General features: G+C 56.4%; 18 protein-coding genes. 6 read left to right on the plus strand and 12 right to left on the minus strand.

Features of this window, described 5'->3' with window-relative positions; all coding sequences use genetic code 11:
* The first annotated feature begins 108 nt into the window (after positions 1-108).
* The gene (locus ACMGGU_RS16495) at positions 109-1,152 is read left to right on the plus strand and encodes an aminopeptidase (RefSeq protein WP_048029216.1); all 1,044 of its coding nucleotides are present in this window, start codon (positions 109-111) and stop codon (positions 1,150-1,152) included.
* Positions 1,153-1,250: 98 nt separating this feature from the next.
* Here ACMGGU_RS16495 and cysH read toward each other — a convergent pair whose 3' ends face one another.
* The 3 genes from cysH to cysJ are packed head-to-tail and all read right to left on the minus strand — an operon-like array spanning position 1,251 to position 5,518.
* Positions 1,251-1,985: a phosphoadenosine phosphosulfate reductase gene (gene cysH, locus ACMGGU_RS16500; RefSeq protein WP_008499616.1), complete on the minus strand. Its 735-nt coding sequence runs from the start codon at positions 1,983-1,985 to the stop codon at positions 1,251-1,253.
* A gap of 15 nt (positions 1,986-2,000) precedes the next feature.
* Positions 2,001-3,713: an assimilatory sulfite reductase (NADPH) hemoprotein subunit gene (gene cysI, locus ACMGGU_RS16505; protein ID WP_008499617.1), complete on the minus strand. Its 1,713-nt coding sequence runs from the start codon at positions 3,711-3,713 to the stop codon at positions 2,001-2,003.
* Positions 3,713-5,518, minus strand: a complete 1,806-nt coding sequence (gene cysJ / locus ACMGGU_RS16510) for an NADPH-dependent assimilatory sulfite reductase flavoprotein subunit (protein ID WP_420300747.1) — start codon at positions 5,516-5,518, stop codon at positions 3,713-3,715. The genes cysI and cysJ overlap by 1 nt, the downstream gene beginning before the upstream one ends.
* 306 nt (positions 5,519-5,824) lie before the next feature.
* On the opposite strand from cysJ, the gene queD reads away from it, so the two are divergent.
* A complete protein-coding gene (queD, locus tag ACMGGU_RS16515; protein ID WP_420300748.1) occupies positions 5,825-6,187 on the plus strand; it encodes a 6-carboxytetrahydropterin synthase QueD in 363 nt (120 codons plus the stop codon).
* On the opposite strand, the gene ACMGGU_RS16520 is transcribed toward queD, so the two are convergent.
* A complete protein-coding gene (locus tag ACMGGU_RS16520; RefSeq protein WP_420300749.1) occupies positions 6,175-8,520 on the minus strand; it encodes a helix-turn-helix transcriptional regulator in 2,346 nt (781 codons plus the stop codon). The genes queD and ACMGGU_RS16520 overlap by 13 nt on opposite strands.
* Positions 8,521-8,691: 171 nt before the next feature.
* Here ACMGGU_RS16520 and ACMGGU_RS16525 point away from each other — a divergent pair, with 171 nt between their 5' ends.
* Positions 8,692-9,861, plus strand: coding sequence for a M20 aminoacylase family protein (locus ACMGGU_RS16525; protein ID WP_420300750.1), 1,170 nt, complete (start codon positions 8,692-8,694; stop codon positions 9,859-9,861).
* Between the two features lie 25 nt (positions 9,862-9,886).
* Positions 9,887-11,284 carry an MFS transporter gene (locus tag ACMGGU_RS16530; RefSeq protein ID WP_420300751.1) on the plus strand — a complete coding sequence of 466 codons (1,398 nt, stop codon included), beginning with the start codon at positions 9,887-9,889 and terminating at the stop codon, positions 11,282-11,284.
* A 17-nt stretch (positions 11,285-11,301) separates the two neighbouring features.
* On the opposite strand, the gene queE is transcribed toward ACMGGU_RS16530, so the two are convergent.
* The 3 genes from queE to ACMGGU_RS16545 form a co-directional block, all read right to left on the minus strand.
* Positions 11,302-11,973: a 7-carboxy-7-deazaguanine synthase QueE gene (queE, locus tag ACMGGU_RS16535; RefSeq protein ID WP_021241905.1), complete on the minus strand. Its 672-nt coding sequence runs from the start codon at positions 11,971-11,973 to the stop codon at positions 11,302-11,304.
* Positions 11,974-12,045: 72 nt separating this feature from the next.
* Positions 12,046-12,735: an N-acetylmannosamine-6-phosphate 2-epimerase gene (locus tag ACMGGU_RS16540; RefSeq protein ID WP_395299548.1), complete on the minus strand. Its 690-nt coding sequence runs from the start codon at positions 12,733-12,735 to the stop codon at positions 12,046-12,048.
* Positions 12,735-14,294 (minus strand): PTS transporter subunit EIIC, encoded by a 1,560-nt coding sequence (locus ACMGGU_RS16545; protein WP_063436634.1) that lies wholly within the window; start codon positions 14,292-14,294, stop codon positions 12,735-12,737. Before ACMGGU_RS16545 ends, ACMGGU_RS16540 begins: the two co-directional genes overlap by 1 nt.
* 165 nt (positions 14,295-14,459) lie before the next feature.
* Here ACMGGU_RS16545 and ACMGGU_RS16550 point away from each other — a divergent pair, with 165 nt between their 5' ends.
* A complete protein-coding gene (locus ACMGGU_RS16550) occupies positions 14,460-15,284 on the plus strand; it encodes a MurR/RpiR family transcriptional regulator (RefSeq protein WP_032675434.1) in 825 nt (274 codons plus the stop codon).
* A 358-nt stretch (positions 15,285-15,642) separates the two neighbouring features.
* Complete coding sequence (locus ACMGGU_RS16555) at positions 15,643-16,752, plus strand: SDR family oxidoreductase (protein ID WP_262797171.1); 1,110 nt, start codon at positions 15,643-15,645, stop codon at positions 16,750-16,752.
* A gap of 54 nt (positions 16,753-16,806) precedes the next feature.
* On the opposite strand, the gene eno is transcribed toward ACMGGU_RS16555, so the two are convergent.
* From eno to rlmD, 5 genes are all read right to left on the minus strand, one after another.
* Positions 16,807-18,105: a phosphopyruvate hydratase gene (gene eno, locus ACMGGU_RS16560; protein ID WP_024909267.1), complete on the minus strand. Its 1,299-nt coding sequence runs from the start codon at positions 18,103-18,105 to the stop codon at positions 16,807-16,809.
* A gap of 82 nt (positions 18,106-18,187) precedes the next feature.
* Positions 18,188-19,825 (minus strand): glutamine hydrolyzing CTP synthase, encoded by a 1,638-nt coding sequence (gene pyrG, locus ACMGGU_RS16565; RefSeq protein ID WP_032648095.1) that lies wholly within the window; start codon positions 19,823-19,825, stop codon positions 18,188-18,190.
* Between the two features lie 223 nt (positions 19,826-20,048).
* Positions 20,049-20,840 carry a nucleoside triphosphate pyrophosphohydrolase gene (mazG, locus tag ACMGGU_RS16570; RefSeq protein ID WP_032675437.1) on the minus strand — a complete coding sequence of 264 codons (792 nt, stop codon included), beginning with the start codon at positions 20,838-20,840 and terminating at the stop codon, positions 20,049-20,051.
* 66 nt (positions 20,841-20,906) lie between these two features.
* Complete coding sequence (relA, locus tag ACMGGU_RS16575; RefSeq protein WP_008499628.1) at positions 20,907-23,138, minus strand: GTP diphosphokinase; 2,232 nt, start codon at positions 23,136-23,138, stop codon at positions 20,907-20,909.
* A 51-nt stretch (positions 23,139-23,189) separates the two neighbouring features.
* Positions 23,190-24,488: a 23S rRNA (uracil(1939)-C(5))-methyltransferase RlmD gene (gene rlmD, locus ACMGGU_RS16580; RefSeq protein WP_045908473.1), complete on the minus strand. Its 1,299-nt coding sequence runs from the start codon at positions 24,486-24,488 to the stop codon at positions 23,190-23,192.
* Positions 24,489-24,538: the final 50 nt, after the last annotated feature.

Here is a 24,538-nt window from a genome sequence, read left to right on the forward strand (position 1 = left end):
CTTAACACACGATATTTCGGGCATTTAAGAGCAATTCAAATTGTGTATGGACGATCACAGTTTCATACTAGGCGGGTGACTATTTTGCTCTGTTTTTAAGGACTCACTATGTTTTCCGCAACGCGCCACCGTATTGCTGCCCTGGCGCTCGGCGTTTGCTTTATTCTTCCCGCTCAGGCAAAAAACCAACCTTATGGTGAAATCGCCAATATGCAGGCGCGGCATATTGCCACCGTTTTCCCCGGTCGCATGACCGGATCGCCTGCGGAAATGCTCTCTGCAGACTATCTTCGCCAGCAGTTTGCCGACATGGGTTATCAGAGCGATATCCGGTCGTTTCACAGCCGCTACGTCTATACCTCACGAAATAAAACGAAAAACTGGCATAACGTGACCGGCAGTACGGTGATTGCGGCCCACGAAGGCACCGCAAAAGAGCAAATTATTATTATGGCGCACCTTGATACCTACGCCCCGATGAGTGACGCCGATACGGATAATAATCTTGGCGGGCTGACGCTGCAGGGCATGGACGACAATGCCGCAGGCTTGGGCGTGATGCTCGAACTGGCCGAGCGGATGAAAGATATTCCCACCCAATATGGCATTCGTTTTGTTGCCACCAGCGGCGAAGAAGAGGGCAAACTCGGCGCTGAGAATCTCCTTAAGCGCATGAGCGCTGAGGAGAAGAAAAATACGCTGCTGGTGATTAACCTCGACAACCTGATCGTCGGCGACAAGCTCTATTTCAACAGTGGGCAGAGTACGCCGGGTACCGTGCGGAAACTGACGCGCGACCGGGCCCTGGCGATAGCCCGCAGCCATGGTGTTTATGCCACCAGCAACCCTGGCGGTAACCCGGATTATCCGCGAGGCACAGGCTGCTGCAACGACGGGGAAGTGTTCGATAAGGCGGGCATTCCGGTGCTGTACGTGGAAGCGACAAACTGGGCGCTGGGCAAAAAAGATGGCTACCAGCAGCGGGCTAAATCGAAGGCCTTCCCGGACGGGACGAGCTGGCACAACGTGATGCTGGACAATCAGCAGCACATCGATCGCGCGCTGCCGCAGCGGATTGAGCACCGCAGTCGTGATGTGGTGAAGGTGATGCTGCCGCTGGTGAAGGAGCTGGCGAAAGCGGGGAAAGCCTGAGGCCGTTAAGCCCGGTGGCGGCTACGCCTTACCGGGCCTACATAGGGAACGAGCCTTAGTAGGCCCGGTAAGCGCAGCGCCACCGGGCAAAAAGGTTATCACCCTTCGTGCAACCCGCACTCGCGCTTCAGCCCGAAGAATCGCGTCTCTTCTTCCGCCATTCCCGGTTCCCACTTACGCGTGGTGTGTGTATCGCCCACCGACAGATAGCCCTGGTCCCACAGCGGATGGTATTTCAGCCCGTGCTTTTGCAGGTACTGATACACCGTCCGGTTATCCCAGTCGATAATCGGCAGCACTTTAAAGACCCCGCGCTGGACCGCCAGTACCGGTAAGGTTGCCCGGCTACCGGACTGCTCGCGGCGCAGACCCGCAAACCACGTCTGCGCATTAAGCTCTTTCAGCGCCCGGTTCATCGGCTCAACTTTGTTAATCTCATTGTACTTCTCAATGCCCTCAACGCCCTGCTCCCACAGCTTGCCGTAGCGCGCCTCCTGCCAGGCCGCGCTTTCCGTCGCGCGGTAAACTTTGAGGTTCAGCCTGAGCTTGTCCGTCAGCTCGTCAATAAACTGGTAGGTCTCCGGGAACAGATAGCCGGTATCGGTGAGGATCACCGGAATGTCCGGACGGATCTGATTCACCAGATGCAGGCTGACCGCCGCCTGAATACCAAAGCTCGACGAGAGCACATACTCTCCCGGCAGGTTTTCCAGCGCCCACGCCACGCGCCCTTCGGCGTCCAGCTTTTCAAGATGGGCATTGGTTTCTGCCAGCGCCAGAATGCGTTCGACTTTTGGCAGGTCATTAAGGGCGTTTAGATCGAGTACGGACATAATTACCTCTCGTGTTTACTCCCAGAAATCCCTGGCGGGATCGAGCACCGGGCGAATGATGCCCGCACGCACCGTAAAGTCGCCGAAGCCTTCACCCGCTTCGCGCTCTTTCGCCCAGCGCCCGACAAGCTCGTCGATGGAATCAAGAATTTCCGGCTCGGTGATGTTCTCGCGGAACATACGCGGAATGCGCGTACCGATACGGTTACCGCCCAGGTGCAGGTTGTAACGACCCGGCGCTTTCCCCACCAGTCCGAGCTCGGCCAGCATCGCACGACCACAGCCGTTCGGACACCCGGTGACGCGCATAACAATATGCTCGTCCGGAATGCCGTGTTTTTCCAGAATCGCTTCCACTTTGTCGGTAAACGACGGCAGGAAACGTTCCGCTTCGGCCATCGCCAGCGGGCAGGTCGGGAACGACACGCAGGCCATTGAGTTTTCGCGCTGCGGCTTCACCGCATCCATCAACCCATGTTCGCGCGCCAGCTTCTCGATCTTCGCCTTCTGGCTTTCCGGCACGCCAGCAATGATCAGGTTCTGGTTAGCCGTAATGCGGAACTCGCCCTTGTGGATCTTCGCAATTTCCAGCAGACCGGTTTTCAGCGGACGCCCCGGATAATCCAGAATACGGCCGTTTTCGATAAACAGCGTCAGGTGCCATTTATTGTCGATACCCTTCACCCAGCCAATGCGATCGCCGCGACCGGTGAATTCATAAGGGCGGATCGGCTCAAACTTGATGCCCGCGCGACGCTCCACTTCCGCTTTGAACGTCTCCACGCCCACGCGCTCCAGGGTGTATTTGGTTTTCGCGTTTTTACGGTCGGTACGGTTACCCCAGTCGCGCTGGGTCGTCACCACCGCTTCCGCCACGGCCAGCGTATGCTCCAGCGGCAGGAAGCCGAACTCGCTGGCGGTACGGGCGTAGGTTTTCTTGTTACCGTGTTCGATGGACAGGCCGCCGCCCACCAGCAGGTTAAAGCCCACCAGCTTGCCGTTTTCGGCAATCGCCACGAAGTTCATGTCGTTGGCGTGCAGGTCGATATCGTTCTGCGGCGGGATCACCACCGTAGTTTTAAACTTACGCGGCAGGTAGGTCTGACCGAGGATCGGCTCTTCGTCGGTGGTGGCGACTTTTTCCTGATCGAGCCAGATCTCTGCATAGGCGCGCGTGCGCGGCAGCAGGTGCTCGGAGATCTTCTTCGCCCACTCGTACGCTTCGGCGTGCAGCTCGGACTCATACGGATTCGAGGTGCAGAGCACGTTACGGTTCATGTCGTTGGCGGTCGCCAGCGCGTCCAGCCCAACGGAGTGCAGCATCTGGTGCACCGGCTTGACGTTCTTCTTCAGAATGCCGTGGAACTGGAAGGTCTGACGGTTGGTCAGACGGATGCTGCCGTAGATCGTGTTTTCACCGGCAAACTTGTCGATCGCCTGCCACTGTTTGGTGGTAATCACCCCGCCCGGCAGACGGCAGCGCAGCAGCATCGCGTGACGCGGCTCCAGCTTCTGCTCTGCACGCTCGGCGCGGATGTCGCGGTCGTCCTGCTGGTACATGCCGTGGAAACGGATCAGCAGGAAGTTGTCGCCTTTGAAACCGCCGGTGAGACCGTCATTCAGATCTTCAGCAATGGTGCCACGCAGATAGTTGCTTTCCAGCTTCATGCGCTCGGCGTCTGTCAGTTTACCTTCGACCACCAGTGGCCCTGGATGTTTTTCGCTCATTAGTAGACATCTCGCTGATAACGGCGCTCAACGCGCAGCTCACTTAAAAATTCGTCCGCCGCTTCGGCATCCATACAGCCGAATTCGGCAATCACTTCCAGCAAAGTCTGCTCAACGTCTTTCGCCATGCGATTGGCGTCGCCGCAGACATAAATGTGGGCACCGTCATTGATCCAGCGCCACAGCTCTGCGCCCTGTTCGCGCAGTTTGTCTTGTACGTATACTTTTTCTTTCTGGTCGCGGGACCAGGCCAGATCGATGCGGGTCAGTACGCCTTCTTTCACATAGCGCTGCCACTCGACCTGGTAGAGGAAATCTTCGGTAAAGTGCGGATTGCCAAAGAACAGCCAGTTTTTACCCGGCGCGCCGTCTGCCGCGCGCTGCTGCATGAAGGCGCGGAACGGCGCAATGCCGGTGCCCGGGCCAATCATGATGACCGGCGTTTCCGGCTTGACCGGCAGGCGGAAGTTATCGTTGTGCTCAATAAAGACGCGCACTTCGCCCTCTTCTTCCACACGATCCGCCAGGAAGCCTGATGCCCCACCCGTGCGGGCGCGGCCTTCGATATCGTAACGCACCACGCCGACGGTAATATGCACTTCACTCTCTACCTCGGCCTGGGAAGAGGCGATGGAGTACAGGCGCGGAGTGAGCGGACGCAGCAGACCGATCAGCGCATCGGCATCCAGTTGAGCCGGAGAGAAGCGCACCATATCGACAATCGGCGTCGTCGCGGCGTAATGCTGCAGCTTCGCCTTGTCGCCTACCAGCGGCAGCAGGGATTCGCTGCGCGTCAACGTGGCATAATTTTCGACGATATTCGGGGTGTTCACCGTCAGCTCAAAATGCCACTGCAACGCTTCAGAAAGCGGCTGCGTTTTGCCGTCAACGGTGACAGGCTCGTCGCCTTTCAGCCACAGCAGCTCAACCAGCTCTTTCACCAGCGCCGGATCGTTCTGATACCAGACGCCCAGCGCATCGCCAGGCTGATAGCGCAGGCCCGAGTCGCCCAGATCGATTTCGATATGGCGCACATCTTTTTCTGAATCGCGGCCGGTAATTTTCTGGTTCACCGACAGGCTCGCCGTCAGCGGCGCCTCTTTGGTGTACGGGCTGGTGTGGATGTCGTTAACAGCACCCGTCGCGGTGAACGCGGCCTGCGCCGACGTCTCTTTCGGCACGCGCGCTTTTAGCACCTCAACGATGCGGGCGCGCCATTCGGCGGCGGCGGCCTGGTATTCAACATCCGCGTCAACGCGGTCCAGCAGGCGCTCCGCGCCCAGCTCCGCCAGCTTGCTGTCGAAGTCTTTGCCGGACTGGCAGAAGAATTCATAGGAAGTATCGCCCAGGCCAAAGACGGCAAACGCCGTGCCATCCAGCTTCGGCGCTTTTTTCGAGAACAGGAACTTATGCAGCGCCACCGCTTCTTCAGCGGGTTCACCTTCACCCTGCGTAGAGGCAACCACCACCAGCAGTTTTTCTGACGCGATTTGCTTAAATTTGTAATCCCCGGCGTTGACCAGGTTCACGTTCAGTTTCGCGGCCAGCAGGTCGTCGCGCAGTGCTTCGGCCACGCGGCGGGCATTGCCCGTCTGCGAGGCGGAAATCAGGGTAATGGCCGGAATTTCAACGGCTGTGGCCGGTGCTCCCGCCACAGCGCCAGGCTGCTGATTGAGCATTCCCCAGAAATAACCGGAGACCCAGGCAAGCTGAGTGGGAGAAAAATCAGAGGTGGCAGCCTGAAGGCGCGCCAGTTGCTCCGGGTTCAGGGGAAGCAAATTTGAAGGTGGGGCCTGTGTTGTCATGCGTCGTTATGTTCCAGTAGCCAAGCGGACTTTAAGCGAATAAATCCAAACTGAAGATAAGGTTAACGGCGAGGATAATAACAATTAAAGAAGGGATGGAAATAACAAATAACCAAATGGACTAACCTGTTTTGGTTGTCATGCTTAGCGATAAAACCGATTAAATAACCTTATGAAATAAAAGAACAAATAGCAATAAACACCCTGAATACGAGGCGGTTGCCGCTCAGAGCCGTTTTAGTTAATGCTAAAAATTGTGCTTTCCGGTACTATGCGGCGGTTTTTTCCGCATTACTGAGAGCGATCATGTCCACCACACTGTTTAAAGATTTCACCTTCGAAGCCGCCCACCACCTTCCGCATGTCCCTGAAGGGCATAAATGTGGCCGTCTGCACGGGCATTCGTTCATGGTGCGTCTTGAGATCACCGGTGAAGTTGATCCGCATACCGGTTGGATCATGGATTTTGCCGAGCTGAAGGCGGCGTTTAAGCCGACCTACGATCGTCTGGATCACTACTACCTGAATGAGATCCCGGGCCTTGAAAACCCGACCAGCGAAGTGCTGGCAAAATGGATTTGGGATCAGATGAAACCGCGGGTACCGCTGCTGAGCGCGGTGATGATCAAAGAGACCTGCACCGCGGGCTGCATCTATCACGGGGAGTGATCGTCCTCATCCTCGCAGGCGTTTAACGGCGTGAGTTCATAAAGAACGAGCGCGTTACTTTCCAGCGACTCCGTGATTTGCCAGCCGTCATAAAGCCGTTCATCGTGTACGGAAAGCGTTGGACGCGCTTTATGTGCAATCCAGTTCCACATCTCTTCGTCAGGCCCGCTTTCGCTTCGAACGCCTTCCAGCAGCGGGTAAAGCGCGCCGTTATGGCGATCGAACAGATGGCGCTTGATGCGCCATCTGCCGCGCTCCCCCTGCAGCTGCAGGTGGTGGTTGTGCTGAAAACGCTGGATAAAGGCCTCTTCACTCGACAACAGCGGATTGAATACCACCACGTTGCGCAGCAGCAGTTGGTAGCCACCTTCATGACGCAGCAGTAGCACGCTCTTGTCGTTAACGAGCACCTCTCCCCGCAGACGCTGCCACAGCCAGAGTACCCAATAGATGGGCCGTGGAAGGCCGTGATTATATTGAAGCGCAAGGCTCGATGTATCGAGGGTGTTGTTCGCCCTCGCTTCCCCCTGTAAACCAGAATTTAGCCAGAAGCCCGCCAGCCAAACCTGTTCTGAAAGCCCGAGCAGGTTTTGCATCAGCAGCGCGCCGCGGAAAAACCAGCCGTTGGTCGCCCGCGTGTTGCCGGTAAGGGTATTCCATGAGAGTAACCATACCGGCAGCGTCCGCTGCCGCTGGCGAAGGGCGGCGAGGATCTGGCGGACCTTTAGCACAGGGTAATTTTCAGACGAGGAAAGATGCGCGGGATCCAGCTGCGCCAGATCGAGCAGCTCATTGGCATCGGCCGGGCACGCGAGGAAATCAGCCTGGTTCAGGATAGCTGACTGGAACAGCGCGTCACCGCCAGGCCCGGTTCCCGTGGGTAAGAAACGATGCCATACGCCAAACTTCGCCTGCGGAAGGTACGACTTGAGCACCGCTCGCTGCGTGTGCCAGGCGTGCTCCTGCGTTTCCGCGTTGGCCTGAGAAGACCAGTGCATCACCGCGTGCCAGCCTGCGGTGACGTCGGGCGAAAAACGGTTAATCGATAGCTGCAAAAAACGCGTCAGCAGATCGCATCGGGTGGTGACGCCCGTGTGCAGCAGCACTGTCCAGCCCTTTTTGGCCACCCAGCTGAACATCTGCTGCAGATTGTACCAGCAGGCGTAGCCGGCCATCTCGGGATCGTCCCACCCCGTGGCGAACAGACGGCTGCTGAGAAAAGGTTCCGCGATATCAATACCCTCAATGGGGATCGCTTCATGAAGCGCCTCCAGATGCTGGCGAACATCCTCCCGCAGCAAATCGTCGAGCTCACGCAGGGTCACGACAAGCCGCGTGCGGCGCAGCGAAGCCGAGATCGGGTGAAGCTGCGCCAGATTCAGGATCCGCTCCTGACGCGGCGCGTGGGCGAGCGGAGGGGGTTCCCAGCCGTGCGCCTCAGCGCCGTTAAGCAGGCCGAAAAGCGTATCCACCGCAACGGGAAAGCGCTGCTCGTCCGCGCTCGCCCGCAGGCGGGACGCCTCTGGGCGATGGCGCCCAGCCTTGCGAAACTCGCCCGGAGACATGTTGTGATACCGCCGGAAGCGATCGGTCATTATGCGCGTGCTGGCAAACCCGTGCTCCAGCGCAATCTGATGCAGAGGACGGCTGGTGAGACGCAGGGCGTCAGCCGCTTTTTCCAGCCGCAGGGCGGTGATGTACTGCATAAAACTGACTCCCGTCTCTTTTCGAAAGAGACGGGAGAGCCACGCTTCTGAGACGAACTCACTCTCTGCGATTTCGGCCAGCGTAATGCGGCGGGTGTAGCTTGCGTCGATCCGCTCCAGGACACGGGCGATGCGCTTGCTTACGTTCGCGTGCTGGTGCCGGGGTTTCTGGCGGGTGGGCTGCTGAAATCGACCGGTTAGCAGCAACAGGATCTCGCTCAGCCAGCGATTCGCCTCCAGCCGATAGCGGCGCGGATCGTTCACCAGCGTCACCACCAGAAGCTGGCGCAGCAGGTGCCGAAGCGCGTCGCACTGCGGCAAGCTCGCGCCGGGCTCCGCCGGAATCGCATAGTCATGGGCAAAAAAGTCTTCGTACAGCTGGATGACCCAGCCCCCGGAGAGGGTGACACGCAGGGTGACGTTAGCGCTCCGGCTGCTGAACCGCCAGCGCTGATGGCGGTTTATTATCGCAAGACCGTTTGTCTGCATCGTTTCTGGCCCAGCGTCGGCGTGCAACTCCCCCTCACCCTCCAGCACCCAGAGTATCGTCAGCGAATCACCTTCATCCTGCGCATAGCGTCGGATGTCCTCAACGGTTACCGCAAACTCACTTTTACGCTGCTTCATTTGCTGCTCCTGCCAGGACAAATAATGACATCCTCTTTTTTGTCATAACTGAATCGTATGAAAAACAATCAGAAAAAAGGCGTCGATTCACAACAAAAAAGGGCGTTTTCCGGCAATGCGATCGACATAAACTCGAAACTAACACCATTTGGCAGGAAAAGGATAACAAAAATGACACATCCAATTGTTGACGCGCTGCGAGGCTCCGAGGCTCAGTTCACTGAATTACGACGCGAGTTTCACCAGCATCCCGAAATCGGCTTCGAGGAGCATAAAACCAGCGACCGCGTCGCGGCACTCCTGAAGCAATGGGGCTATGAGGTCCATCGGGGAATGGCCAAAACCGGCGTGGTCGGCACCCTGAAGGTGGGCAACGGCAGCAAACGTCTGGGCCTGCGCGCCGACATGGACGCACTGCCGATGCAGGAAAATAGCGGCAAAGCGTGGAGCAGCACGGTTGAAGGTAAATTTCACGGCTGCGGACACGATGGGCACACCACTACCCTGCTTTATGCCGCAGAGTATCTGGCCCGTACCCGCAACTTTAGCGGCACGCTGCATCTGATTTTTCAGCCAGCCGAAGAGCTGCTGTATGGCGGGCGCGTCATGGTTGAAGACGGCCTGTTTGAACAATTCCCCTGCGACCATATTTTTGGCCTGCATAATATGCCCTCCCAGCCGCTTGGGAAAATTGGCCTGCGCGATGGCGCCATGATGGCCTCCTCTGACACCATACATATTGAAGTGAACGGCGTAGGGGGACACGGCGCCGTTCCGGAACACACCGTTGATGCTACGCTGGTTGCCTGTCACATCACCCTCGCCCTGCAGTCGATTGTGTCGAGGAATATCACCCCATTCCAGCCGGTCGTCGTGACCGTGGGCAGCATCCAGGCGGGACATGCCCCGAATATTATCAACGATAAGGTATTAATGAAGCTGACCGTGCGCACGCTGGATGAAGCGGTGCGTCAAACCGTCCTGCAGCGGATCCACGACATTGCCGTGGCGCAGGCTGAGAGCTTCAACGCCACGGCCACGATTCGTCACGTGAATGGCAGCCCGGTGCTGCGCAATAGCCCGCAGGCCAATGACATGGTGCGCACGGTCGCGACAGACCTGTTCGGTAAGGATGCCGTCACGTCGGTGAATGCCTTTATGGGAAGCGAAGATTTTGCATTCATGCTCGAGAAAAACCCCAACGGCTGTTACTTCACCCTCGGTGCGGGAGATGAGCCGGACCGCTGTATGGTGCATAACCCAGGCTACGACTTTAACGACAAGCTCCTGCTGACCGGGGCGGCGCTCTGGACTGCGTTAACCGAACACTATCTGCGCTGATTCGCGCCAATCTGAGGGCTGCACGATGAGTACCGTTCCACTGACAGACACAACGTCCTACGCAGGTAACGATCGGCTGCTGGCCGGTATTGTGATGAGCGTCCTGACATTCTGGTTATTTGCGCAGTCTGTGATTAACGTTGTGCCGGCAATGAAAAACAGCCTCGCAATCTCTCTTGAAACCCTTACGCTGGCGGTCAGCCTCAGTGCGCTATTCAGCGGCTGTTTTGTCGTTGCCTGCGGGGGATTTGCCGATAAGTTTGGCCGCGTGCGCATGACGTACATTGGCCTGATGCTGAGCATCATCGGCAGTGCCTTACTCTTCGTATCGTGGGAGCCCGTTCTGTTTTTGCTGGGGAGAGCGATACAAGGTCTGTCAGCGGCCTGCATCATGCCCGCCACGCTGGCGCTGATTAAAACCTGGTATCAAGGCAACGCTCGCCAGCGGGCAATCAGCTTTTGGGTCATCGGCTCATGGGGCGGCAGCGGCCTGAGCTCATTTGTCGGCGGTGCCATCGCCACCACGCTCGGCTGGCGCTGGATCTTTATTTTTTCCATGCTAGTGGCGGCGGTAGCACTCCTGCTGATTCGCGGTACCCCGGAAAGCCGAAGCGACAGCGCACGTCGCCATAAGCTGGATACTAGCGGCCTGGTGAGTTTTGTCCTTATGCTGGTGCTGCTGAATCTGTTTATCAGCAAAGGACACGGTTGGGGCTGGAGCAGCGGCCTGTCATTGCTGGTGCTGGGTAGCGCCGCGCTGGCAGCGGCCTGCTTTGTGCTCAACGGGCGACGCAAGGGTGATGCGGCGCTGATTGATTTTGCCCTGTTTAAAAACCGAGCCTACAGCGCCTCGGTATTCTCTAACTTTTTGCTCAACGGCTGCATTGGTACCATGATGATTGCCAGCATCTGGCTGCAACAAGGCCACCGTCTGTCACCACTGCAAACCGGCATGATGACGTTGGGGTATCTGATTACCGTGCTGGCGATGATCCGGGTGGGGGAAAAGCTGCTTCAGCGCTACGGCGCGCGCCTGCCGATGATGACCGGGCCGCTGATGACCGCAACGGGCATCACGCTTATCTCCTGCACGTTTTTAAGCAAGGAGATCTACATCATCACCGTCTTTCTCAGTAACATTTTATTTGGGCTGGGGCTGGGATGTTACGCTACGCCGTCAACGGATACGGCGGTGATGAACGCGCCAGAAAACAAAGTCGGGGTAGCCTCTGGGGTGTACAAAATGGGCAGTTCGCTGGGGGGAGCGATGGGGATCGCGGTTACCGCGTCGCTCTATGCGCTGCTGCTGCCGCTGGGCATGGCCAGCGCCGCACAGTATGCGCTTCTTTTTAACAGCGCGATGTGTCTCGCTTCGGTGGGAGTGACCTGGGCGTTACTCCCTTCAGGTCGGGCCCCACGATAGGCGGGGCCACGAAAGGGTCAGGCAATATTCAGATATTTGTGCGTCTGCATCGACAGGCGCCAGTTGCGCGCAATACAGGTTTCAATGCACAGGCGCGTTGCATCGTCTTTCTGGCTGATAGGCTGCAGGGCAATCACCCGCTGCTTTTCATCCGTCAGGGTGGCCAGCAGTTCATCCAGCGCTTCGATATCACGCACGCGCCCTACCGGGTGCTTAATCTCATCCGCGCGCTCCAGCGCCTGAGACAGCACGTCGTACCCGCCGCGCATATTCACTTTTGGCGATACCGTCACCCAGGTGGTGTGCGAGCAACGCACTTCATGGGTGCCGCTGGTTTCGATCTGGCAGCTGTAGCCGTTCTTTTCGAGCAGCTCGGTCAGCGGGGTCAGATCGTGGATGCAGGGTTCACCGCCGGTGATCACGACGTGACGGGCCGTCCAGCCCTGACGGCCAATAATGGCCAGCAGATCTTCGGCACTGCCCGCGCCCCACTTATCGCTCTCTTTGGTTTTCGCCAGAATGCTAAACAGCGACACTTCCCGATCTGCGAGCTTATCCCACGTATGTTTGGTGTCACACCAGGCACAGCCAACCGGGCATCCCTGTAAACGAATGAAAATAGCGGGAACGCCGGTAAAGTAACCCTCGCCTTGCAGGGTCTGGAACATCTCGTTAATCGGGTACTGCATAGTCATCTCAGTAAAGGGGATAAACGATAAGTATCGCAGATCCCCGCCGGATGGTCATGCTCCATCGGTGCTTTACGCGCCAATCGCCGCCATAAACCGTTCCGTGATTTGCTGTGGACGGGTGATCGCGCCGCCGACCACCACCGTATGCGCGCCCAGCGCCAGACACCTGGCCGCACGTTCAGGCGTATCCACGTTGCCTTCGGCAACCACGGGCACCGTCACGGCCGCCAGCACCGCTTTCAGGAACGCGCAGTCGTTGTCAGGCAATACATGGCCCGCGGTTTCCGCCGTGTAGCCGTAAAGCGTGGTGCCGACGCAGTCGAAGCCCAGCGCCTGCGCCGTCACGGCTTCCTCCACGGAGGAGATATCCGCCATCAGCAGCACCGCGGGATAGCGTGAGCGGATGCGCGAGACCAGCGTTTCCAGGGATTCTCCGCCGGGACGTTCCCGCGCCGTCGCATCAAGCGCAATGATGTCCGGCGAGACGCTCATGAGCTCATCCACCTCTTTCATTGTCGCGGTGATAAACACCTCACTTTCAGGATAATCCCGTTTGATGATGCCGATGACCGGCAAAGACACCTGCTGCTTTATGGCCTCAATATCCGCCACGCTGTTGGCGCGAATAGCCGCGGCCCCGCCCTGTGCCGCCGCCAGCGCCATTCTCGACATAATAAACGGGCTGTGCAGCGGTTCATTTTCCAGCGCCTGACAGGAGACGACCAGTTTTCCCTTCAGGGTATCCAGTACAGTTTTCATTACGATAAGATCTCTTCCACTTCGTTTTTGATAATCGTGACGTGCGGGCCATAGATGACCTGAACGCCGTTGCCGCGCACGATAACGCCGCGCGCCCCGGTGGCTTTCAGCGCCGCGTCATTCACTTTGCTGCCGTCTTTAACCGTGACGCGAAGACGCGTGGCGCAGCAGTCCACCTCGTCCAGATTGTCTTTTCCGCCTAATCCGGCGATCACCGCAGCAGCGCGTTCGTTTTGCGGCAGACTGACTTCGTCAGCCATCGCCTCCTTTTCCCGACCCGGCGTCGCGAAATCAAAGCGGTTAATCAGATAGCGGAAGGTAAAGTAGTAAAGGAAGAACCACGGTACGCCGACCAGCGGAACGAACATCCAGTTGGTTTTGGCCTCTCCCTGCAAAATGCCGAACAGCACGAAGTCGATGAAACCGCCGGAGAAGGTTTGCCCGATGGTGATATGCAGCATGTGCGCGAGCATGAATGCCAGCCCGTCAAACAGCGCATGGATGACGTAGAGTACCGGCGCAATAAACAGGAACGAGAATTCGATAGGCTCGGTGATCCCCGTCAGGAACGAGGTTAACGCCGCAGAAAGCAGCAGTCCGGCAACGCGTTTTTTGTTCTCGGGTTTTGCCGTGTGGTACATCGCCAGGCACGCCCCGAGCAGGCCAAACATCATCGTGATAAAACGCCCGGACATGAAGCGTGACGTGCCCTCATAGAAATGTTGCGTGTTCGGGTCAGCCAGTTGAGCGAAGAAGATCCGCTGCGTGCCTTCCACGAGGTGTCCGTTGACGATTTCACTCCCGCCAAGCGCGGTGGTCCAGAAAGGCAGATAGAAGATGTGGTGCAGACCGAACGGGCCCAGCATGCGGAGAATAAAGCCGTACAGCAGGGTGCCCAGATAGCCGGTCGCATCCACCAGCCCGCCCAGACCAAAAATCAGCTTCTGGAAATGCGGCCAGACCACGGTCATGAGCGCACCGACGAGTATCGCCGCCAGCGAACTGATAATAGGAACAAAGCGCGAGCCGCCAAAAAAGCCCAGGAACTGCGGAAGCGCAATTTTATTAAACCGATGATGGAGCGCGCAGGTCACCAGCCCAATCACCACGCCGCCAAACACGCCGGTTTCCAGCGTCTGAATACCCAGCGTCATGCCCTGCCCCACGGCCCCCGGGTTCTCATGCGCCAGTTTGCCGGTGAGGATCAGCAGCGCGTTGATGGTGGCATTCATCACCAGAAACGCGAGTAACGCCGCCAGACCCGCCGTGCCCTTATCGCTTTTTGCCAGCCCGACGGCCACCCCAACGGCAAACAACACCGAGAGGTTCGCAAACACGATGGAGCCTGCGCTGCTCATGATGGTGAAAATGGCCTGCAGCCAGCTCACGTCTAAAAACGGATAGGCTGCCAGCGTGTTGGGATTCGATAGCGCGCCGCCTATCCCCAGCAGCAGACCCGCCGCAGGCAACACGGCAATCGGCAACATAAAGGATTTGCCAAAGCGCTGCGCTTTTTCAAACCATCCTCCTGAAGAAGCCCCACTGAATATTTGCATCATTTTTTCATCCCCTTATTAAGCGATGAAAATTTTTACCATATAAATATTTAATAGTGAAAATTATCACCAAAAACCAGGACGACGATCATACTTTTTCAAAATGACTGGCATCTTTCCCCCGCTTTCCGCCACACTAGTCGCAGAGAAACGCATTAAGGATCGAGCATGTCAGACCATGAAAACCTGCTGCTGAAGCTACGCCAGGAGGCTTCCGGGTACAGCCCAACACAACAAAAACTCGGTGAGTTTGTCCTCAGCGATCCAGCCCGGGTGCTCTACCTGACGATCACCGAGCTGGCGCGCGAGAGCCACACCAGCGAGGCCAGCGTCACGCGTCTTTGCCGGACGCTGGGCTGCAAGGGCTATAACGAATTTAAAATGGCGCTTGCGCTGGATATTCAGCAGGGTCAGCCCGCGCGTCAGGCGGGGGATGAGATTGATAACGTGGTGGATGAGTCGGTGCAGGCATTGCAGGATACCGCCAGGCTTCTTGACCGCGCGCTGCTTGAAAAAGCCGCGCTGGCGCTGCATCAGGCGCAGTCGGTGCAGATTTATGGCGTTGCGGCCAGCGCGATCCTCGGGGAGTATCTCCATTACAAGCTGTTGCGTCTGGGGAAACCCGCACAGCTGTTTAGCGATATGCACCGCGCGGCCATGAATGCGACAACGCTTTCAAAAGAGACCCTGGTGGTGGCTATCTCCAGCTCGGGTTCAACGCGGGATTTACTCCACGTGGTGAAGCTTGCCCGCAAACGTGGCGTTAAGGTACTGGCTCTCAGCAATACGCCCCGCAGCCCGCTGGCGTCCCTGAGCGACATGCAGCTGGTGGCCGCCAAGCCAGAGGGGCCGCTTAGCGCGGGCGCGCTCAATGCTAAGGTTGGGGTCATGCTGCTGGTCGAGCTGCTGACTACGTCCCTGATTGCGCTGGATGGTCATTACGGCGACGTTAGCCAGCAAACAGCCAGCGCCACGCTTCCCCTTTTGCTCTGAAAATCATTCGCAGGCTAAATAAAACAGCCTGCGTCTTGTGTCGTCTGATTTACGTTAAGGGGGGGTTAAATCATTTATCCGGTAAATGTTTGGTGTAACAAAGTATTATATTTATTACATTTTGAATTAAGCTAACCACCTGGTGGCCAAGTCATAAAAAACACTAAAATCAACAGATTAAAATATTAATTTTAATAAATTGAATTTTTACCCAACCTGTAATGTCCAATATCTCCACCTGATTTTCTTTCCTTAAAATAAGCTTAAGACGCCATTGATTTCGGCGTTTTATTATTTAAATGCCGTTTACTTTTGCCCGCCTACAATCCGCCTCATCAATCATAATGAGACGGTATTAATGAAGATGTTATTGATTACAGGCGTGACCGGATTTCTGGGCGGTGCAGTACTGGAAAAAATACTCACCAGCGATCAACCCGTAAAACTGCTTTTGCTCGCGCGTGCCAGCGATCCGCAGAGCGGGCTGGAGCGCGTGCTGGAGAACATGCGCAAGTTCAACGTTCCTGAGGACAAACTGGCCTCTCTGAATGTGGATAATATCCTGATTGGCGACCTCAGCCAGCCTGAAGACTTCCTGAACGATCCCCGTCTGGATCGGGTCACGCATGTCGTGAACTGTGCGGCTGTCGCCTCATTTGGTAACAACCCGCTCATCTGGAAGGTCAACGTTGAAGGGACGCTGGCGCTGGCGCGCCGTATGGAGCAAGTCTCAGGACTGCAGCGTTTCCTCCACGTGGGTACGGCAATGTCATGCACGCCGGAGCAGGATTCCCTGGTCGCCGAAAGCGCCGAATTCAGAGAGAATGCTGAACACCTGGTGGAATACACTTATTCGAAGTCAACCATCGAACAGCTGATGCGCCAGAAGTGTCCGAACCTGCCGCTGCTCATCGCCCGTCCGTCCATCGTTGTCGGCCATACCCGCCACGGCTGCACGCCGTCGAGCAGCATTTTCTGGGTCTTTAGCATGGGCCTGATGCTGCAGAAGTTTATGTGCTCCATGGAAGACAGGATCGACGTTGTTCCGGTGGATTATTGCGCCGACGCGCTGTTAATGCTGCTGAACAGCAACGCGCGTCCGGGGGAAGTGGTACACATTTCTGCCGGTGAAGAGAATAGCGTTCGCTTTGCGGATATCGATCAGGCGATGGCGCAGGCGCTGGAGAAAGCCCCCGTCGGGGATAAATATGCGCAGGTTAGCTACGAAACGCTGGTCAGAATGCGCCGCGAGTTGAAAACGATTTTTGGCCCGTGCAACGAACGTCTGATGCTAAAAGCCATGCGGTTATACGGTGCGTTTGCCACGCTTAACGTGCGCTTCAGCAACGATAAGCTGCTGAGCATGGGGATGCCGAAGCCACCCCGGTTTACGGATTATATCGCCCGCTGCGTGCAAACCACCCAGGGGCTGACGATCCCGGAGCAAATGGCGGTCGATTTTAAATAGCCCAAAAAAAATGCCAGTCATTCGACTGGCATTTTCATTTTAAGGCGTAGGCAATTATGCCTGACCTTTGATCTCTTTACGACCGTTGTATGGTGCTTTTTCGCCCAGCGCTTCTTCGATACGAATCAGCTGGTTGTATTTAGCAACACGGTCAGAACGGCTCATAGAACCAGTTTTGATCTGGCCTGCAGCGGTACCCACAGCCAGGTCGGCAATGGTAGCGTCTTCAGTTTCGCCAGAACGGTGAGAGATAACCGCGGTGTAGCCAGCGTCTTTCGCCATTTTGATCGCAGCCAGCGTTTCGGTCAGAGAACCGATCTGGTTGAATTTGATCAGGATGGAGTTAACGATGCCTTTCTCGATGCCTTCTTTCAGGATCTTGGTGTTGGTTACGAACAGGTCGTCACCCACCAGCTGGATTTTGTCGCCCAGTACTTTAGTCTGGTATGCGAAGCCAGCCCAGTCAGACTCGTCCAGACCGTCTTCGATAGACACGATTGGGTACTGTTTGGTCAGGTCTTCCAGGAAGTGAGTGAACTCTTCGGAGGTGAACGCTTTGTTGCCTTCGCCAGCCAGAACGTATTTACCGTCTTTGTAGAATTCAGATGCTGCACAGTCCATCGCCAGGGTGATGTCTTTGCCCAGCTCGTAGCCTGCAGCTTTTACTGCTTCTGCGATAACAGCCAGTGCTTCTGCGTTAGAACCCAGGTTTGGCGCATAGCCACCTTCGTCACCAACAGCCGTGTTCATGCCTTTAGCTTTCAGAACTTTAGCCAGGTTGTGGAACACTTCAGAACCCATACGTACCGCTTCTTTCAGGGATTTCGCGCCAACTGGCTGAATCATGAATTCCTGAATATCAACGTTGTTGTCTGCGTGCTCACCACCGTTGATGATGTTCATCATTGGTACAGGCATGGAGTATTTGCCTGGGGTGCCGTTCAGTTCAGCGATGTGCTCGAACAGTGGCATACCTTTCGCAGCCGCAGCCGCTTTGGCGTTTGCCAGAGAAACAGCCAGGATTGCGTTCGCACCGAAGTTAGATTTGTTTTCAGTACCGTCCAGATCGATCATGATCTTGTCGATGCCAGCCTGGTCTTTGGCGTCTTTGCCAATGATTGCCTGAGCAATAGGACCGTTTACAGCGCCAACCGCTTTCAGTACGCCTTTACCCAGGAAGCGAGATTTGTCGCCATCGCGCAGTTCCAGCGCTTCGCGGGAACCGGTAGAAGCACCTGATGGAGCAGCAGCCATACCAACGAAACCACCTTCCAGGTGAACTTCGGCTTCAACGGTCGGGTTACCACGGGAGTCGATGATTTCACGACCGATGACTTTAACGATTTTGGACATTAGATTTTCCTCAGTACAAGTTAAACTAAAACTCCAGACAAACAACGCGTACCAAAGGTACGCGTTGCCGTTCTAACTTTTTTTACTTCGCCTGACGCTTCTGGTAGTCGCTGGCGGCCTTCACAAAGCCTGCAAACAGCGGATGCCCGTCACGTGGCGTTGAAGTAAATTCCGGGTGGAACTGGCAGGCGACAAACCACGGATGGTTTGGCACTTCAATGATCTCGACTAACTGATCATCCCCGGAGCGTCCCGCAACACGCAGGCCCGCGGCTTCAATAGGTTTCAACAACATGTTGTTGACTTCATAGCGGTGACGATGGCGCTCGGTGATGACCGGCTCGCCATACAGCTTGCGAACCACGCTATCGTCAGTCAGCTGGCAGGCCTGTGCGCCAAGACGCATGGTGCCACCCAGATCGCTCTTCTCGGTACGGACTTCGACGTTACCTTCTTCGTCACGCCATTCGGTGATAAGCGCCACAACAGGGTACTTACAGTCTGGCACAAATTCCGTAGAGTTCGCGTTTTCCATTCCCGCTACGTTGCGCGCAAATTCGATCAGCGCAACCTGCATACCCAGACAGATGCCGAGGTATGGAATATTGTTTTCACGCGCATAGCGCGCGGTGGCGATCTTGCCTTCTACACCACGGTAGCCGAAACCGCCAGGGATAAGAATAGCATCCAGATCTTTCAGGATTTCAACGCCACGCGTTTCAACATCCTGCGAATCAATCAGCTTGATGTTCACGGAGACACGGTTCTTCAGACCACCGTGTTTCAGCGCTTCGATCACGGACTTGTAGGCATCCGGCAGCTCAATGTACTTGCCGACCATACCGATAGTCACTTCGCCTGCCGGATTGGCTTCTTCGTAAATAACCTGTTCCCATTCAGACAGGTTAGCTTCCGGACAGTTCAAGCTGAATCGTTTACAAATATAATCGTCCAGGCCCTGAGATTTCAACAGGCCCGGGATTTTATAAATGGAATCGACATCTTTCATTGAAATAACGGCTTTTTCAGGCACGTTACAGAACAATGCAATTTTCGCACGTTCGTTCGCCGGCACCGCACGATCGGAACGGCAAACCAGGATGTCTGGCTGAATACCAATGGAGAGCAGCTCTTTAACAGAGTGCTGAGTCGGTTTGGTTTTCACTTCACCTGCAGCGGCCATGTATGGCACCAGCGTCAGGTGCATGAACAGCGCGTGTTCACGGCCAATGTCTACCGCCAGCTGACGAATCGCTTCCAGGAATGGCAGGGATTCGATATCACCCACGGTACCGCCGATTTCAACCAGCACCACGTCGTGGCCTTCGCCACCCGCAACAATGCGTTCTTTGATGGCGTTAGTGATGTGCGGGATAACCTGAACGGTGGCACCCAGATAATCACCACGGCGCTCTTTACGCAGAACGTCGGAGTAAATGCGGCCGGTCGTGAAGTTGTTACGACGGGTCATTTTGGTGCGGATGAAACGCTCGTAGTGGCCAAGATCCAGATCGGTTTCAGCGCCGTCTTCAGTAACGAACACTTCCCCGTGTTGGATTGGGCTCATGGTGCCCGGATCGACGTTGATGTACGGATCCAGTTTCATCATGGTCACATTGAGGCCACGGGCTTCAAGAATGGCTGCGAGGGAGGCTGCGGCAATGCCTTTACCCAGAGAGGATACGACCCCGCCGGTCACAAAAATATAGTTCGTTGTCATGCTGAACCTGAGAAGTTAGGGTGAAACGATGGAATAACCAGGACGGGAAAGTAGTATACCCGAACACGGCGAGCGCCACAAACTTTCATTCTCCGTCTCCATTCCAGGCCATGACAAACATAAGGAGTGAGAAAATAGCCCCTTTTGGGTAAATGTTTTTGACGCAAATCAAGCGCTTGTCATTTAAAAAATCACACAAATTGCGCTTGATCGCAAAATTTCGTTAGAGATCAGATTCCTGGCGCTTTACTTCCTGCCAGACTTCTTCCATCGCGTCGAGGTCAATACCGGTCATTTCCAGGCCTCGCGAGGCGACAATCCGCTCTACTTCGCGAAAGCGGCGTTCGAATTTCAGGTTGGCTTTTTGCAGTGCCGTTTCCGCTTTTACCCCCAGGTGGCGAGAAAGGTTGACGGTCGCAAACAGCAGATCGCCCATCTCTTCCTCAAGCTTTGCTTCATCCACCACCGCCTGCTGCGCTTCGTGCATGACTTCGTCAATCTCTTCGTGCACTTTATCCAACACCGGGCCGAGGGAGGTCCAGTCAAACCCCACCGCGGAGCAGCGTTTCTGTATTTTGTGCGCGCGCATCAGCGCGGGCAGGCTCAGCGGGATATCATCCAGCGCGGAGTGCTGGGATTTTTCTGCCCGCTCTGCACTTTTGATCTGCTCCCAGCGGGCCAGCACTTCGGTGCTGTTTTCTGCGGTGGCGTCACCAAAAATATGGGGATGACGGCGCTCAAGCTTGTCGCTGATGGCAGCGCAAATATCGTCAAAGTTAAAGCGCCCTTCTTCCTGCGCCATCTGCGCGTAGAACACCACCTGGAACAGCAGATCGCCCAGCTCGCCGCGCAGGTCGTCAAAATCTTCACGGGAAATGGCGTCCAGCACCTCGTAGGTCTCTTCAAGGGTGTACGGGGCGATGGTGGCGAAAGTCTGCTCTTTGTCCCACGGGCAGCCGTTTTCCGGGTCGCGCAGGCGCTTCATGATGCCGAGCAGGCGGTCGATTTGAGTCATAGTTCTGTCCTGATGAAAAAATGCCGGGGGGCGGCGTTGCCTTACCCGGCCTACGGAAGAGGATGTTTAGCCGCCGTGCAGACGACGCGCGTCAATCACATCCGGCACCTGGTTCAGCTTGCCAAGCACGCGGCCCAGCACCTGCAGGTTGTAGATTTCGATGGTCATATCGATGGTGGCAAGCTGCTCGCGGGTATCGCTGCGGCTGGCGACGCCCAGCACGTTGACCTTCTCGTTGGCGAGAATGGTCGTAATGTCGCGCAGCAGGCCGCTGCGGTCGTTGGCGGTAACGCGCACCACCAGCGAGTAGCCAGCAGAATAGCTTTCCCCCCAGACCGCTTCCACGATGCGCTCCGGCGCATGGGACTGAAGCTCGGCAAGCTGGTCGCAGTCGGAACGGTGAATCGAAATTCCGCGCCCCTGGGTGATAAAGCCGACGATATCATCCCCTGGGATTGGCTGGCAGCAGCGAGCAATGTGGTGCATCAGGTTACCGACACCTTCGACCACCACACGGCCGTTGTCCTTGCTGCGCTGCTGCGGCGCGTAGGTTTTCTGCTGCAACTGCTTCAGCGCCGCCGCGTCCTGCTCTTCCGCGCTTGGCTTATTGAACTGCGCCTGCAGGAAGTTCACCATCTGATTCAGACGAATATCACCGCCGCCAATGGCCGCTAACAGCTCATCAAGCTCGTTGAAGTTGTAGCGCGGCAGCAGGAATTTCTCCGCCTCTTTCAGGCTGATTCCGATATGCTCCAGCTCGTCGTCGAGGATCTGACGACCGGCAAGGATATTCTTGTCACGATCCTGTTTACGGAACCAGGCGTGAATTTTCGAGCGTCCGCGGCTGGTGGTGACATACCCCAGGTTCGGGTTAAGCCAGTCCCGGCTCGGGTTCGGCTGCTTCTGGGTAATGATTTCAATCTGGTCACCCATCTGCAGCTGATAGGTGAACGGAACGATACGCCCGCCAATTTTCGCCCCGATGCAGCGGTGCCCCACATCGCTATGGATGTGGTAGGCAAAATCGAGCGGCGTAGAGCCGGCCGGCAGGTCAACAACGTCCCCTTTCGGCGTAAAGACATACACCCGATCGTCAAAGACCTGGCTGCGCACTTCGTCGAGCATCTCGCCGGAATCGGCCATCTCTTCCTGCCACGCAATCAGCTTACGCAGCCAGGCAATGCGGTCTTCGTGGCCTGAACGCGCCCCGCCGGACGTGCCTTCTTTGTATTTCCAGTGCGCGGCAACGCCCAGTTCGGCATCTTCATGCATCTGTTTGGTGCGGATCTGAATCTCGACCGTTTTACCGCCCGGGCCAAGCACCACGGTATGAATAGACTGATAGCCGTTCGGTTTGGGGTTGGCGACATAGTCATCGAACTCATCGGGCAGATGACGGAAGTGCGTGTGCACTATCCCCAGCGCGGCGTAGCAGTCCTGCAAACGCTCCGCCACGATACGCACGGCGCGCACGTCAAACAGCTCGTCAAAGGCGAGGTGTTTCTTCTGCATTTTGCGCCAGATGCTGTAGATGTGTTTTGGTCGACCGTAGACTTCGGCGCGCACGTTCTCTTCTTTCATCGCCTGACGCAGGCCACCGACAAACTCCTCGATGTAGTGCTCGCGATCGATACGGCGCTCGTGCAGGAGTTTGGCAATCCGTTTATATTCCGCCGGGTGCAGATAGCGGAAGCAGTAATCTTCCAGCTCCCATTTCAGCTGACCAATCCCTAAGCGGTTCGCCAGCGGCGCATAGATGTTTGTACACTCTTTGGCGGCCAGCACGCGCTCGTCTTCCGGCGCATCCTTCACCTCTCGCAGGTGGGCAATACGCTCGGCCAGCTTGATGACCACGCAGCGGAAATCATCCACCATGGCCAGCAGCATCCGGCGAACGTTATCGACCTGCTCTGAGGAGACGGAATCGGTGTGCGCGGCTTTAAGCTGGCGGATAGCCGCCATATCGCGTACGCCGTGGATCAGCGCGACGACGGATTTCCCGACGCTGTCGCGCAGCACGTCTTCGCTGACCACGTCCGCATCCGCAAGGGGGAAGAGCAGCGCGGCCTGCAGCGTTTCGATGTCCATGTTCAGCATGGACAGGATTTCAACCATCTCCACGCCGCGCCACAGGAGAAGATCGGCGTCGGGATGCCCCTGCGTGGTGCGCAGACAATAGGCCCAGGTTTCGGTTAAGCGTTCACACGACTGCTGGCTGGAAATTCCCAGACTTGCGATCCATTTTTGTGGGTCAAACTCCCCAGCTTTATTGAGATGTGCACTTCTTACCGCAACCATTGTCCTCTCCTTTAGGGACCAGGGCCTGTCGAAGTCGACAAGCCAAACAAATTAGATGTGCTCGAACAACACCATCGATTCCAGATGCCCAGTGTGCGGGAACATGTCCAGCATTGCCAGACGCTGAATCTGGTAACCCGCGCTGAGTAATGCCTCGCTGTCCCGGGCAAGGGTTGCCGGGTTACAGGAAACATAGACCACACGCTTCGGCGCGAGTTTAATAATATGTGCCATCACGCCCGGGGCACCGGCACGTGCCGGGTCGAGCAAAATTTTATCGAAGCCCTGCTTTGCCCACGGCTGTTGGGTGACATCTTCCTCAAGATTTTGATGAAAGAATGTCACATTTTGCAAGCCGTTCTGCCGCGCGTTTTCCTGCCCTTTCGCCACCAGCGCCTCAACGCCTTCCACGCCGACGACGCTGGCCGCTTCTCGCGCCAGCGGCAGCGTGAAGTTGCCCATTCCGCAGAACAGATCGAGCACCCGGTCGCTTTTCTGAACATCCAGCCACGCCAGCGCTTTCGCCACCATCTGCTGGTTAACGCCATCATTCACCTGAATGAAATCCCGCGGGCTGAACGTTAAGCGTAGCCCGTTTGACGCATACCAGGGCGCCTCACCGGTAACCTGTTCAAGTATCTCGCTTTGTGGTGCAAGGAAAAGCGCCAGGTCGTGGGAATGCGAAAAGCGTTCCAGTTTTTCGCGATCTTTTTTCGACAACGGCGCGGTATGGCGCAGCACCATCAGCGGGCCATTGTTTGCCATGACCAGTTCGACATGCCCAAGATGGCGAACGCCGTCCAGCCCGGAGAGGCAGATGCGCACTTCCGGAAGCAATGCCTCAAGATGGGGCACCAAAATGGGGCACTGCTTCACGTCAACGATGTCGCTGGAGCCGGCCTTGCGAAACCCCATCTCCAGCCGCTCCGTTTTTGGCTGATAGCTGAGGCTCAGGCGTGCGCGACGACGATAGCCCCAGGGCTCATCGGCAAGAATTTCGTTAACGTCATGTTTAAGCAGACGCGCCAGCGCGCGGCTTTTGCTTTTTTGCTGTAATTCTGTGCTCGCGTGCTGTTGCTGGCAGCCGCCGCACACGCCAAAATGAGGACAGCGGGGCGCCACACGCTCCGGGCTGTCGTTGAGTCGACGCTTAACCTGCCCGCGCGCAAACTGGCGTTTATCTTCCGTCAGCGTAATTTCTGCTCGTTCTGCTGGCAGTAAACCTGTTATAAACAGAGCCTTACCATTGTGGCGTGCCACTCCCTGACCAAACGGATCAAGGTCCGTGGCCTCAACAGTGATGATTTGACGCGTCGTCACGCGTCGCTTTGCAGAGTAGAATTGCGCCATCGCCGAGATTTTTCTCACATAAACATAATTATCTTAATTGTCCCATAACG

The sequence above is a fragment of the Enterobacter sp. BNK-8 genome, from assembly GCF_048685095.1.
Taxonomy (GTDB): Bacteria; Pseudomonadota; Gammaproteobacteria; order Enterobacterales; family Enterobacteriaceae; genus Enterobacter; species Enterobacter quasiroggenkampii.

What these genes read in the sequence shown, in the direction of transcription:
- mazG (WP_032675437.1), bottom strand. Translation starts at nt 20,840, where the DNA reads ATGACTCAAATCGACCGCCTGCTCGGCATCATGAAGCGCCTGCGCGAC.
- cysI (WP_008499617.1), bottom strand. Translation starts at nt 3,713, where the DNA reads ATGAGCGAAAAACATCCAGGGCCACTGGTGGTCGAAGGTAAACTGACA.
- cysJ (WP_420300747.1), bottom strand. Translation starts at nt 5,518, where the DNA reads ATGACAACACAGGCCCCACCTTCAAATTTGCTTCCCCTGAACCCGGAG.
- ACMGGU_RS16525 (WP_420300750.1), top strand. Translation starts at nt 8,692, where the DNA reads ATGACACATCCAATTGTTGACGCGCTGCGAGGCTCCGAGGCTCAGTTC.
- ACMGGU_RS16555 (WP_262797171.1), top strand. Translation starts at nt 15,643, where the DNA reads ATGAAGATGTTATTGATTACAGGCGTGACCGGATTTCTGGGCGGTGCA.
- pyrG (WP_032648095.1), bottom strand. Translation starts at nt 19,825, where the DNA reads ATGACAACGAACTATATTTTTGTGACCGGCGGGGTCGTATCCTCTCTG.
- ACMGGU_RS16495 (WP_048029216.1), top strand. Translation starts at nt 109, where the DNA reads ATGTTTTCCGCAACGCGCCACCGTATTGCTGCCCTGGCGCTCGGCGTT.
- rlmD (WP_045908473.1), bottom strand. Translation starts at nt 24,488, where the DNA reads ATGGCGCAATTCTACTCTGCAAAGCGACGCGTGACGACGCGTCAAATC.
- queD (WP_420300748.1), top strand. Translation starts at nt 5,825, where the DNA reads ATGTCCACCACACTGTTTAAAGATTTCACCTTCGAAGCCGCCCACCAC.
- queE (WP_021241905.1), bottom strand. Translation starts at nt 11,973, where the DNA reads ATGCAGTACCCGATTAACGAGATGTTCCAGACCCTGCAAGGCGAGGGT.
- ACMGGU_RS16530 (WP_420300751.1), top strand. Translation starts at nt 9,887, where the DNA reads ATGAGTACCGTTCCACTGACAGACACAACGTCCTACGCAGGTAACGAT.
- ACMGGU_RS16550 (WP_032675434.1), top strand. Translation starts at nt 14,460, where the DNA reads ATGTCAGACCATGAAAACCTGCTGCTGAAGCTACGCCAGGAGGCTTCC.
- ACMGGU_RS16520 (WP_420300749.1), bottom strand. Translation starts at nt 8,520, where the DNA reads ATGAAGCAGCGTAAAAGTGAGTTTGCGGTAACCGTTGAGGACATCCGA.
- eno (WP_024909267.1), bottom strand. Translation starts at nt 18,105, where the DNA reads ATGTCCAAAATCGTTAAAGTCATCGGTCGTGAAATCATCGACTCCCGT.
- relA (WP_008499628.1), bottom strand. Translation starts at nt 23,138, where the DNA reads ATGGTTGCGGTAAGAAGTGCACATCTCAATAAAGCTGGGGAGTTTGAC.
- cysH (WP_008499616.1), bottom strand. Translation starts at nt 1,985, where the DNA reads ATGTCCGTACTCGATCTAAACGCCCTTAATGACCTGCCAAAAGTCGAA.
- ACMGGU_RS16545 (WP_063436634.1), bottom strand. Translation starts at nt 14,294, where the DNA reads ATGATGCAAATATTCAGTGGGGCTTCTTCAGGAGGATGGTTTGAAAAA.
- ACMGGU_RS16540 (WP_395299548.1), bottom strand. Translation starts at nt 12,735, where the DNA reads ATGAAAACTGTACTGGATACCCTGAAGGGAAAACTGGTCGTCTCCTGT.